The organism is Bifidobacterium sp. UBA4282 (assembly GCF_002394995.1).
GTDB lineage: Bacteria > Actinomycetota > Actinomycetes > Actinomycetales > Bifidobacteriaceae > Bifidobacterium > Bifidobacterium pullorum_B.
This window is the reverse complement of the sequence record NZ_DGVO01000017.1, coordinates 77,834-90,123: the sequence shown is the minus strand read 5'-3', so window position 1 is coordinate 90,123 and position 12,290 is coordinate 77,834. Positions and strand designations below refer to the sequence as shown.

Below are 12,290 nucleotides of genomic sequence, written 5' to 3'. Positions count from 1 at the left end.
CGCCGCCAAAATCGGACAGCAGCCATGGACATGCCCAAGCCACCCCCTCTTGGGGTGAATCGCGGTGCGGCGTGATGCGCCGGAAGCCTATGCTACCGGAGATGCCGCGTTCCCGTTGCGGCCGATGATGGGAGGGTGTCCTGTGCGCAATGTGTGGTCGATCGTCGCGCGTGATGTCCGACGGCTGCTGCGTGTGCCGGCGGCGTGGGTGATTGTGTTCGGTCTGGCCGTGCTGCCCGCGTTCTACGCATGGGTGAACATCATCGGGTTCTGGAATCCGTATGGCAATACCGCCAATGTGCGGGTGTCGGTGGTCAACCGGGACCGCGGCACCGAGTCGGCGCCGATCGCCGGCGTCGATCTCGGCGACCGGATCGTCGATTCGCTTGGGGACAACCACGATATCGGCTGGGCGTTCGTCGACGAGGACACCGCCATGCGGGACGTCAGGTCCGGCCGTTCCTATGCGGCGATCGTCATCCCCGAGGATTTCAGCGACCGGCTCGCGGGTCTCATCACCGGGGACGGCGAGCGGCCGGCGCTCGAGTACTACGTCAACGAGAAGGCCAGTCCCATCGCGCCGAAGGTCACGGACACCGCCGCGAACACGGTCGACCGTCAAGTCAACGCCACGTTCGTCTCCACCGTCAGCGAGGTGGTGGCACAGGCCGTCAACCAGGCCGAGGCCCAGGCGTCGGATTCCGCGGACGCCGCCCGCGCCAAGGCCGACCGGGCGCTGGCGGACGCGCAGGATGCCGTCGCCTCGATCCGCTCCGCCATCGCCGACGTCACCGATGCCGACGACCCGATGGATCTGACGGGTGTGCGCGCCACGCTCGACGATGTCCGCCGGCTCGGCGCCGACGCCGCCAGCGGGCTGGACGGCCTCTCCGGCCTGCTTGACACCACGCGGACCGCGCTCGGGCAGACCGTCGGCACCGCCTCCACGGCGTTCGACACCGGCAACGCCCTGCTCTCCCAAGCCAATGCCAAGGCCACGGGCGCTCTGGCCTCGGCGGCGGGAGCGATCACCGCGGCCAACGGCCAGGTCGCCGGCAGCCTGGCCACGCTGCAGGACATCACCGACCGCAACGCCACGCTTCTGAACAATCTGAAGGCCCTGTCCGAAGCCCTGCCGGATTCGTCAGGCACCATCATGCAGGCCATCGACCAGCTGCAACAGGCGAACACGACGCTGGACGGCACCATCGAAAGCCTGACGGCGCTGAACGGCACCATCGGCGCCACCGCCACGGACACCGGCGCGCTGGCGGACGACCTGGGCACGGCCACGCAACAGGCGTTGGACGCCTCCGCGCAGGCCCGGTCCACCCTGAACGCCGACGCTTGGCCCGCGCTCGGCAACGGGCTGGGTGCGCTATCCACGGCGAGCGGCACGCTCGGCGGCCAGCTGTCAGCGCAGGGCACGCTGATCGACCAGGCGTCACTGATCGTGGATCAGCTCGACCAGGCGCTCCTGCAGACGACAACCGCCCTGTCCGACACCGACGCCGCCCTGGCGCGCGTGCAGACCCGGCTGGGCACGCTGCGCACGGATTTGGACGCGTTGTCCTCCGCCGGCACGCTGGACGCCCTGTTCGGCGGGGATGGCACGCTCGACGAGCGCAAGATCGCGGATTTCATGCTCTCCCCCACCGTGCTGGACGAGCATGTCGTGTATCCGGTCAACTCGTACGGTTCCGGCATGGCCCCGCTGTTCACGAATCTGGCGATGTGGGCGGGCGTGTTCATGCTGGTGGCGCTGATGAAGCTGGAGGCCGACGACGAGGGTGTCGAGGACCTGACCGCCACCCAGGCGTATCTGGGCCGTTGGCTGCTGCTGGCGGTCATGGCCGCCGCCCAGGGGCTGATCGTGACCGTCGGCGATCTGGTGATCGGCGTGCAGACGGTCAGCCCGGTCGCGTTCGTGGCCACGGGGGTGATCGCCTCGGTGACGTACAGCGCGGTCGCGTACATGCTGGCCACCACGCTGCTGCATGTGGGCAAGGCCCTGATCATGGTGATGATCATCGTGCAGATTCCGGGGGCGGGCGGCATGTATCCGATCGAGATGATGCCCGGGTTCTTCCGCGCCCTGCACCCGTTCTTCCCGTTCACCTACGCGATCGACGCCCTGCGCGAGACGATCGGCGGGTTCTACGGCGACGTCTGGTGGACCAGCATGGCGCATCTGCTGGTGTTCGCCGCCGTCGCGTTCGCCGTCGGCATCGGCGTCCGGCCGCGGCTGACGAACGTGAACCGGCTGTTCGCCCGGCAGATCGCCCAGGCCGGGATCCTCAACGGCGAGCCGGTGACGCTGCGCGGCCACGAGTATCCGATCGGCCAGATCCTGCGCGTGCTGGGCGACCGTGCGGAGTATCGGGAGGCGATCGTGCAGCGGGCGGCCGCGTTCGAGGAGCTGTATCCGCGGCTGCGGCGCGGCGCGACGATCGCCGGGTTCGTGGTGCCGGTCGTGCTGGCGGTCACGTTCTCGCTGACCACGGACGCCAAGCTGGCGATGCTGGGCGCGTGGACCGTGTGGGTGTTGCTGATCATCGCGTTCCTGATGGGCATCGAGCTGATGCGCGACCATCTGCGCCGGCAGGTCGAGCTCGGCAATCTGGACGACGAGGAGATCCGCGTGCAGCTGGCGTTGCGCGATCTGGACCGCATGCGCGCCCGCCGAGCGCGGCGGCGCAGGCGCGCACGCCGTGCGGACCGCACGCGGGAGGCCGCGCGCCGAATCGTGGAAACCGATCTGATCGGGTTGCATGATTCCAAGGGGAGGCACCGGGCATGAGGGATATCTGGCATCTGTTCGTGGACGATGTGCGCCGGCTCACCGGCAACGTGGTCTCCGTGATCATCGTGATCGGCCTGGTGGCGATCCCCAGCCTGTTCGCCTGGTTCAACATCGCCGCCAGTTGGGATCCGTTCGGCAACATGGGTGCGATGCGGTTCGCGGTGGCGAACGACGATGAGGGCTACCAGTCCGACCTGATCCCGGTCCGTGTGTCGATCGGCGCCGAGGTGGTGGACCAGCTGCGCGCCGACTCGCAGCTGGATTGGACGTTCACCACGCGGCAGGACGCGATCGAGGGCACGAAGTCCGGGGAATACTATGCCGCGCTGGTGATCCCGAAGGATTTCAGCGCCACGATGATGACGTTCTTCACCGAGGACGCGCACCACGCCGTCATCGAGTATTACAGCAACGAGAAGAAGAACGCGGTCGCCCCGAACCTGACGGGTGCGGGCGCCGACGAGGTGGCCGCGCAGGTCAACGAGATGTTCGCCGAAACGCTGACGGGCACCGCGTTGGACATCGCCGCGGCGCTGGTCCGGCAGCTCGACCGCCCCGAGGCCCGGAACGCGATGGACGATTTCCAGGCCAACATCGCCGACTTCGCCGCCCAGTTGAACGACACCGCCGACTCCCTCGCCACCTACCGCGCGCTGACCGACACGGCCCAGTCGCTGCTGGAGAGCTCGTCGGCGCTGGTCGGGCAGACCGCCACGGCCATCGACGACAACGCCGAACCGTTGGGCGACGCCCGTCAGGCGGTCCGCGACACGGCCGACGCGCTCTCGGCGGCCGCGGGCACGGTGACGGACGCGCTGTCCGCCAGCGCCGACGGGTTCACCGGCGTGCGCGACGACCTCGACACGGTGTTCGACGACGCGCAGGGCAACGCCACGGCCACCGCCGACGCGCTGCGTCAGCAGTCCTCCGCGGTGAGCGACCAGGCGGCGCTCTACCGGCAGCTGCACGATACGCTGCTGGGACTGCCGGGCGCGGCCGACAACCCCGACCTGACGGCCGCGGCGGACGCGCTGCAGCGCACCGCCGACCAGCTGGACACGCTGGCCACGGCGTTGACCACGGCCGCCGACACGGTGACGCGGGACGCCGACGCCGCGCTCGGACAGCGGGAGCAGATCCGCACGCTCATCGACCAGGCCGTCGCATCCGTCACCGACGTCTCGGACGGGTTCGCGGCCGACATCGCCCCGCAGGTCGACCAACTCACCGCCGCCGTGCGGGACGCCTCCTCCGTGCTGGATCAGGACACGCAACGGTTGGATTCCACGGTCTCCACACTGGACGGCGCCGCGGCGGACGCCGGCGCCACGGTGGCGGACATCCGCACGATGCTGGACGACACCGCCGCGCACCTGCGCGAGGCCGGCGCCGGGCTGACCACCTTCCATGACGATCTGGCCGACGCATTGACGAGCGGCGACGCCGACGCCGTCCGTTCGCTGCTCGCCGGGGACGCGTCCTCGCTGGCCTCCGCATTGGCCGCACCGGTCGAACTGGATCGCAAGGCCGTGTTCCCGGTGGCGAATTTCGGTTCGGGCATGGCGCCGTATTACACGTTCATCCCGTTGTGGACCGCGTCGATCCTCATCGCCCTGGCGGTCAGCACCTCGCTGGCGGACGAGCAGCAGCGGCGGTTCCGCCGGCTGCGGCCGCATCAGGTGTTCCTGGGACGCTTCGGCGTGTTCGCGCTGATTTCGCTGCTGCAGAGCACGGTCAGCTGCGCGGGCAGCCTGCTGTTCCTGCGCGTGCAGGCCGTGCACCCGCTGCTGTTCATGCTCTCGGGCTGGGTGGGCGGACTGGTGTTCGCGTTCTTCATCTACACGATGGTGGTCAGCTTCGGGAACATCGGCAAGGCGATCGGCATGCTGATGCTGGTGTTTCAGGTGTCCGGTTCCGCCGGGTCGTACCCGTTGCAGGTACTGCCGGAGTTCATGCAGCGGCTGAGCCCGTTCCTGCCGATCACGCATGCGATCAACGCGATGCGCGCCGCAATCGCCGGCATCTATCGGAACGACTACTGGATGGAGCTGGGCAAGCTGCTGCTGTTCGTGCCGCCGCTGCTGTTGCTCGGCCTGCTGCTGCGCAAGCCGTTGGTCGGGTTGAACCGCCGGTTCGGGGAACAGTTGGAGCGCACCAAGCTCATCGGCTAGCGGGTGGGCGCGGTACCATTAGGCATATCCGGGGAGAAGCGGACCAGGGAGGCACGCCATGGGATTCGAACAGGAAGCGCTCGACGAGCTGATCGAGCACATGCGCGGCCGTGGCGCCACCATGCAGGAACGGCTCACGCACAGCACCAAGGGCGAGCCGCTGGTCCTCCACGAATTGGCCGTGCACGGCACACGCACGCCCTCGCAGTTGGCCGCCGCCGCCGACACCACGTCAGGCCGCATCTCCGCGGTGCTCGCATCCCTGGAGAAGAAGGGGTTCATCACCCGCACCACCGATCCGAACGATCGCCGCGTCACGCTGGTCAACATGACCGACGCAGGCCGGGCCGCGGACCAACGCAACTTCGAGGTGCTCTGCTCCACCGTCTGCTGGGTGTTCTCCCAGATGGGCGAGGAGCACACCCGTCAGCTCGTGGACCGGATGAACGAATTCGCCACCTACCTATCGCTATGCGGCCCGGACGGCGCCCGTCCCACCCAGGAGCAGATCGACGAGGCCTTCGGAACATCGGTCCAAGGCGAGTAGCCCCCCCCCCCCCCCCGCAGGTGCACCGGCTGCGACGTCGCGCATAGGTCAGGCGTAAGATGCATTTCCGCATCATCCGGGTCGTCAGCGGCCCAAGGCACCCTTGAGGTCGCGGTTCTGGAAGTGCTCGTGCAGCAGACAGTAGCCGCCGAACAGCACGAGCCAGGCCAGGCCCGCTATGCCTGAGCCTCGCGTGTCGTCGGCCAGGAACAGGGTGGCGTACACGAACACGAAGAACGCGATGGCGATGGTGTTCGTGACCCGCCATGCGGGCATGACGAACCCGTCGGCGGCGAAGTCCGGGGACTGGCGGTACTTGCGGTGCGCCACCATCGTCAGGATGTAGATGAACAGGAACACGGCGCTGGACGCGGACGAGAACAGCACGAACGCGCTGGAGACCTGCGGGAACGCGTTGATGACCGGCGAGAGCATGATCAGCGCCGCGGAGACCAGGATCGCGCGCGCCGGCACCTTGTGCGAGGAGACGACACCGACCTTCTGCAGAGTGGGCGAATGCGACTCCGAGGCGATCTGGTACAGATGGCGGCCGGCGGAGTACAGCAGCGAGTTCAACGCCGAGCTGGCGGCCGTGATGACCACGAAGAACACAAGCGCCGAGGCCCAGTTGAGACCCGCGTACTGGAACACCATGATGAACGGGGAGGCGAACGAGCCGTCCTCGTTGGCGGTGAAGTTGCGCCACGGCACGATGGCCATAATCGCCACCAGCGCGCCCACGTAGAAGATCAGGATACGCACGATGATCTGGTTGATGGCCTTGGGCAGCACCTGACGCGGGTTCTTGGTCTCGGAGACGGTCACCCCCACGAACTCGATCATCTCGTAGGCGAAGAACACCATCTGGAAGCTCATCAGGAACGCGAGCCAGCCGTTCGGGGCGATCGAGAACCCGTCCAGGATATTGTCGAACCCGGCATGACCGGCCGGCGTGGGCGCATCGGCACCATGGATCTGCACGGACGGATAATGGTAGCCGATGACGATCATGACCACGGCAGTGGCGATCATCGCCACGATCAACGTGATCTTGATCATCGAGAACCAGAACTCCACCTCGCCGAACACCTTGACGGCAATCAGGTTGATGCCCACGAGCGCCACCAGGAAACAGGCCTCGATCAGCCATTTCCACGCGCTCACATCGATGCCGAAGGTCTCGAAGAAGGTCACGAAATACGTGGAGACGGCCGTGATCTCAGTCATGCCGAGCAGCACGAGCGCCACCCAGTACGACCACCCGGCGAACTTGCCCCAGCCGCGCCCCAGGTAGCGTTCCACGAAGTTGATGAATGTATGCTGGCTCGGATCGCGGTACATCATTTCGCCGATGGCGCGCATCAGCAGGAACATGACCACGCCGACCAGGATATACACGAACACGATGCTCGGGCCGGTCAGGCTGATCGACTTGCCGGACCCCAGGAACAGACCGGTGCCGATCGTGCCGCCGATCGCGATGAACTGCACGTGTCTGTTGGACAGGCCGCGCTCCATCTCGTTCTCGGAATCCAACGTCTCCACCGAGTCCAGCTCGGCCGTGCCGGCCGCCGACGAACGCGGTCGCACCTCTTCCCGTGTCTCTGCCATGGCTGGCAGTGTAGCGGGTACATGTAAACAACGCGTGTTACGTTCCGCGATGCGCCCCATGTACCCCACGTTCCCCCTTACGTGCACGGCAGCAGGTGCCGCCACGTTCGGCGGCGTCACCGGTCGCGCCCGCAAGCGTCGGAACGCGGCTATTCCACCGACTTCAGCGAGCTGACCGGATCGATGCGGTCCAGCACGGGGTTGGTGATCAGCTGCACCAGCAGCGCGAACACCAGCGTGGCCGCCGCGGCGATCAGGTAGCTCCACCAGCGCACCTCAACCTCGAAATAGATGCCCGGCATGCTCAGCGCAGCGGTCAGCAGCCCGCAGACGAACCGTCCCAGCGGCAGCCCGACCAGAATGCCCACGCCGGTGAGGATCATCATCTCCTTGTTCACGTAGGTATGCACCTCACGGTCGGTGAAGCCCAGGACCTTCAGCGTGGCCATCTCGCGCACGCGCTCGGACACGTTCGTATTGGCCAACGTGAACAGCACCACCAACGCCAGGCTGCCCGCCAGACCTATGATCAGCGCCACCACGGCGGCCATCAGGTCGAACCGGAAGCTGCGGCGCATATCCTCGCAACTCATCGCGGTCAGGATCGAGGGATCGTCCTGCAGCTCCTCCGCGTAGGCCACCTGGGCGTCCCCGTCGCCGTCGAACAGCGCGTACATGGCGTTCCACGTCAGCGGCGAGTCGTCGCCGAACGCCTGCCGGTACGCCTCCTCGCCGATGTACACGTCGGAACCGATCACACCGCGGTTCACGGCCGTCACCGTCACCTCGCCATGCCGCATGTTCCCGTCGGTCAGCGACACCGTATCGCCGGCCTTCACGCCAAGCGCGTTCGCCGCGGACTGCGCCACAATCACCCCGTCATCGGCCAGCGTCAGCGCCGCGCGACCGTGTTCCGCGTCCTCAAGCTCCACCATCTCGGACAGGTCCTCGCCGCCGCCGTCCGGGATCACCATCAGCTGGATCGTGGCGCTGCCATCATCGTTGGCGAGCTCGCCGCTTTCCAGGCGCACGCGCATCGTATCGGTCACATCCGCGTTACCGGCCACCAGATCGGCCATCGCATCCGCATCCGCGTCGTTCGCCACCACCAGCAGGTCGTAGCGGTACAGGTCCTCGTACTGCTTCGGACCGAGCGCGTCGACCGAATCATTGATGCCCAGACCGCAGACGATGAGCGCGGTGCAGCCGGCCACACCGCCGACGGTCATGATCAGGCGGCTCTTGAACCGGAAGATGTTGCGTGCCGTGACCTTGTTGAGGAAGCTCAGTCGCGTCCACAACGGCCGGATGCGTTCCAGCAGCACGCGAGAGCCGGCCTTCGGCGCCTTCGGACGCATCAGCTGGGCGGGGGTCTGCCGCAGCTCGCCCGCGCAGGCCACGGCGGTGGCCACCAGCACGGCCACCACGAACAGCGCGATGCCCAGGCTGCCGTACAGCCAGTCGTATTCGAGCGTGATGCCGGGGATCACATACATGTTCGCCAACACCACCAGCAGCAGCGAGGGGATGCCGAGGAAGCCGACGAGCAGACCCAGCGCGCCTCCGATCAGGCAGGCGAGCACCGCGAACAGCAGATACCGGGAGGCGATGGCCAGATTCCCGTACCCCAGTCCGGTGTAGGTGCCGATCAGGCCGCGTTCCTCCTCCACCATGCGGGTCATGGCGGTCAGGCTCATCAGCACGGCCACCAGCAGGAACACCACGGGGAACGCGTAGCCGAGCGTCTCGATCGAGGAGACGTCGGAGTCCAGCGACGAGTAGCCGCCGATCGACGAGCGGTCCTGCACGTACCATCGGGCGGCGGCGATGTCGTCGATGGTCTGCTGCTGCTTGGAGAATTCCTCGTCGGCTTTGGCGCGCTGTTCGTCAAGCTCGGCCTGCGCGTCGTTGAGCTGCCGTTCGCCGTCGGCCAGCTGCGCCTCGCCGTCCTCCACCTGTTTGAGGCCGTCCTCCACCTGCTGCTTGTTCGTAGCCAATGTGGCGGCCTGCGCCTCCAGTTGCGCGGCCTGCTGTTCGAGCGCGGTGGCGTTGGCTTCCAGCGTGGACGCCTGCGCATTGAGCTCGGCCTCGCCGGCGGCCGCCTCCTGTTCCTTCTGGGTGACCACGGCGTTGTTGTCGTCGTATTGCCGCTTGCCTTCGTCATATTGCGTTTGCGTGTCGGCTATGGTGGCGTCCAGCTGGTTCTTGATGGATTGCATGCCATCGCCGGGAGGCACATCCGGGTCGACGTCGATGCCTAGCTGAGCCAGCAGTGCGGCGATCTGTGCCCATGTCGCTTCGTCGACGGTCGGGACGGAGTCCAGCATATCCCGCACCTGCCGGGCAAGCTGCAGCATCTGTTCGGCGTTGTTCAGTTCCTGCTGCGCGGCGTCGAGCTGTGCCCGGGCGTCGGCGAGCTGCTGTTTGCCGGTGTTCAGCTGGGTGCGGGCTTCGTTGATCTGCTGGCGGCCTTGGGTGATCTGCAGGCGACCGGCGGCGATCTGCGAGCGTGCGGTTGCGATCTGGGTTTCGCCGTCCGCTATCTCGGTTTGCGCGGATTCCAGTTGGCTGCGGGTATCGGCCAGGGTCTGGCGGTTTTCGTCCAAGGTGGCGCGTTGGTCGTCGATCTGGCGCTGGCCGTCGTCGAGCTGGGCGTAGGCGTCGGCTTTGGCGTCATCGAGTTGCCGTTGGGCCTCGTTGACGATGCTTTGGCGGCGGGCTTGCTGCCTATCGTCCTGCACGGTGTGTTCGATGCGGTCGATGACCTCATCAACGATGCGGTCGTAGTCATCGCCGAAGGTGCCCTGTTCGGCGGCGCCCTCGACGGTCAGGCTGATGGCGGTGTAGACGTTGCCGGTGACGCCGCTGCTGGGGGCGAAGAACACGTAGTCGGCGGTAGTGGGGCTGCGCAGTGCGGAGGTGACATAGCCGGTGGGGTTGGTCAGGTCCTTGGGATCCAGCACCTGTGCGGTGATGGTCAGCTCGGTGGGGAATTGCGGCGAGGTTTCATCATCCGCGCGCTCCCCGTTCGCGTCCGAATCCCCCGATTCGTTCGCTTCGTCCGCAGCCGTCTCCCGCTGTTCGTCCGAATCCCCCGAATCGTTCGCGTCGGCCCCGGTTTGAATGGCGTTTCCGTCCGAATCCCCCGATTCGGACAGATCGACTCCGAACGCGTCCGTGGTGTCGGCGGGGGTGATGGTGATGGTGTCGCCGATGCTGTGGCCGGAGTCGATGAGGTATTTCTCGGTGACGGCGACCTCGCCGGCTTTGGTGGGCATCCTGCCTTCCTGCAGGTGGGGCAGGTCGAGGCCTTCCACGCCGATTTCGGTCATCGTGACGCTTTTGTCGGTGCCGGCGACGTCGGTGGTTGCGCTCTGCGTGCGTTCGGGTTGGATGGTGTCGACGCCGTCGATGCGGCGCAGCGCGACGATGTCGTCGTCGGTCAGGCCGTAGGTGGAGAGGATCTGTATATCGTGCAGTCCCTGCCCGTCGTAGAACCGGTCGGCGGCCAGGAACATGTCGCGGCAGCCGGCGTAGATGCCGGTGAGTACGGAGACGCCGAGCAGCGAGATGACGGCGATGGAGAGGAATCGCTTCCAACCGCGCAGCCAGGAGCGCGTCGTGTCCTTGACATACGCGAGCGCAACGCGTTTCACGGGTTGTTTCATGCTTCGACGAGAGTGTTTCACGGAATGTTTCACACTCATCGCAACCACCGTCCTACCATTCGATGTCGGCGATCGGCATCGGATGCTCGTTGACCTCCTCGCCGGTCACCTTGCCGGAACGGAACCGGATCACCTTGTGCGCCATCGGGGCGAGCGCCGAGTTGTGAGTGATGATCATCACCGTCATGCCCTCGTCCCGGCAGATGTCCTGCAGCAGCTGCAGGACCTCCTTGCCGGTCTCGTAATCCAGGGCGCCGGTCGGTTCGTCGCACAGGAGCAGCTTGGGCTTCTTGGCGATGGCGCGGGCGATCGAGACGCGCTGCTGCTCGCCGCCGGACAGCTGCGCGGGGAAGTTGTCGAGCCGGTCGGCGAGCCCCACCTTGCCGAGGGTTTCGGCCGGGTCAAAATGGTCGGCGCAGATCTGGGAGGCGAGCTCCACGTTCTCAAGCGCGGTCAGGTTGGGCACCAGGTTGTAGAACTGGAAGACGAAGCCGATGTCATTGCGGCGGTATCCGACCAGCTCCTTGGACTTGAGACCGGTGATATCCCGGCCGCCCACCACCACGCGACCGGAGGTGGCGGTATCCATGCCGCCTAGGATGTTCAGCGCCGTGGTCTTGCCGGCGCCGGACTGACCGAGAATCACGGTCAGACGGCCTTCGTCGGCCGTGAAGCTGGCCTCGTCGAGCGCGCGAATCACGCTGCCACCGGAGGGGTATTCCTTGACCACGTTGTCGAACTCGATGTATGCCATCGCGCACCTCCCGTACCGCTCGCGGAACTGCTATACTCATAGTAAACCAACACAGTGTCGGTTTGGCAACCGACAGTCGGGTTGCGAGTTGTCGGATTGGCGGCAAGGGAGACGCAATTGGCACGGGAGATGGTCGAGAGCCGCCGCACGCAGTACACGCGGCGGGCATTGCGCGATGCACTCATCGAACTGTTGGCGGACAAACCGCTCGCACGAATCACCGTGCGCGAGCTGTGCGAGCGGGCGGATGTGAACCGCTCCACGTTCTACGCGCATTATCCCGACCTCGACAGTCTGCTGCGCGACATCGAGGAGGACACGATTGACTGGGTCAACGGCACGCTCCAGCAACTGCTCGAACGGCCGGATCCCGACAGCGTCGGCCGCGTCATCGAACACGTCTGCCGGTACATCGCCGACAATCGCAGCCATCTGCGTGTGCTGATGAGCCCGCAGGCCGACCTGAGATTCCAACAGCAGCTGCTCGGGCTGATCTACGGGCGCATCGACCTGGCCACGCAGCTGCAGGGCACCGACCCGCAGGAGGCCCAAATGCGCATGCACTTCGCCGTCTCCGGCAGCATCGGCCTGCTCCAGCATTGGCTGGCCGCCGAACCGACCGTCTCCCCCGAAACCGTGGCCCGAATCATCACCACGATGGCCCTGCCCGCCCGCTGACACTCGCCATCCGCCCATCCAGCGGACGCACGGGGGGTCGCGTCGCCTCCCGCTGCTT

7 protein-coding genes are annotated in these 12,290 nt (G+C 66.5%); 4 read left to right on the top strand and 3 right to left on the bottom strand.

Annotated features, from left to right (window positions below; translation table 11 throughout):
* The first annotated feature begins 142 nt into the window (after window positions 1-142).
* From B4C31_RS02325 to B4C31_RS02315, 3 genes are read left to right on the top strand one after another with little or no spacing between them, the layout of a single operon-like run.
* Window positions 143-2,800: a YhgE/Pip domain-containing protein gene (locus B4C31_RS02325; protein ID WP_291531170.1), complete on the top strand. Its 2,658-nt coding sequence runs from the start codon at window positions 143-145 to the stop codon at window positions 2,798-2,800.
* Window positions 2,797-4,974, top strand: a complete 2,178-nt coding sequence (locus B4C31_RS02320) for a YhgE/Pip domain-containing protein (RefSeq protein WP_291531169.1) — start codon at window positions 2,797-2,799, stop codon at window positions 4,972-4,974. The genes B4C31_RS02325 and B4C31_RS02320 overlap by 4 nt, the downstream gene beginning before the upstream one ends.
* Before the next feature lie 58 nt (window positions 4,975-5,032).
* Window positions 5,033-5,521: a MarR family winged helix-turn-helix transcriptional regulator gene (locus tag B4C31_RS02315; protein WP_291531168.1), complete on the top strand. Its 489-nt coding sequence runs from the start codon at window positions 5,033-5,035 to the stop codon at window positions 5,519-5,521.
* Window positions 5,522-5,605: 84 nt separating this feature from the next.
* Here B4C31_RS02315 and B4C31_RS02310 read toward each other — a convergent pair whose 3' ends face one another.
* The 3 genes from B4C31_RS02310 to B4C31_RS02300 form a co-directional block, all read right to left on the bottom strand.
* Window positions 5,606-7,132 (bottom strand): amino acid permease, encoded by a 1,527-nt coding sequence (locus B4C31_RS02310; protein ID WP_291531167.1) that lies wholly within the window; start codon window positions 7,130-7,132, stop codon window positions 5,606-5,608.
* 149 nt (window positions 7,133-7,281) lie between these two features.
* Entirely contained in the window at window positions 7,282-10,800 is a 3,519-nt protein-coding gene (locus tag B4C31_RS02305; RefSeq protein ID WP_291531166.1) for an FtsX-like permease family protein, read from the bottom strand.
* A gap of 52 nt (window positions 10,801-10,852) precedes the next feature.
* Window positions 10,853-11,554, bottom strand: a complete 702-nt coding sequence (locus B4C31_RS02300; RefSeq protein ID WP_291531165.1) for an ABC transporter ATP-binding protein — start codon at window positions 11,552-11,554, stop codon at window positions 10,853-10,855.
* A 117-nt stretch (window positions 11,555-11,671) separates the two neighbouring features.
* Between B4C31_RS02300 and B4C31_RS02295 the strand changes: the two genes are divergently transcribed.
* Window positions 11,672-12,232 (top strand): TetR/AcrR family transcriptional regulator, encoded by a 561-nt coding sequence (locus B4C31_RS02295; RefSeq protein WP_291531164.1) that lies wholly within the window; start codon window positions 11,672-11,674, stop codon window positions 12,230-12,232.
* Window positions 12,233-12,290 lie beyond the last annotated feature (58 nt).

Bases quoted from the DNA above. Each gene is read 5' to 3' on its own strand.
- B4C31_RS02320 (WP_291531169.1), top strand. From the start codon at position 2,797: ATGAGGGATATCTGGCATCTGTTCGTGGACGATGTGCGCCGGCTCACC.
- B4C31_RS02315 (WP_291531168.1), top strand. From the start codon at position 5,033: ATGGGATTCGAACAGGAAGCGCTCGACGAGCTGATCGAGCACATGCGC.
- B4C31_RS02310 (WP_291531167.1), bottom strand. From the start codon at position 7,132: ATGGCAGAGACACGGGAAGAGGTGCGACCGCGTTCGTCGGCGGCCGGC.
- B4C31_RS02305 (WP_291531166.1), bottom strand. From the start codon at position 10,800: ATGAAACAACCCGTGAAACGCGTTGCGCTCGCGTATGTCAAGGACACG.
- B4C31_RS02300 (WP_291531165.1), bottom strand. From the start codon at position 11,554: ATGGCATACATCGAGTTCGACAACGTGGTCAAGGAATACCCCTCCGGT.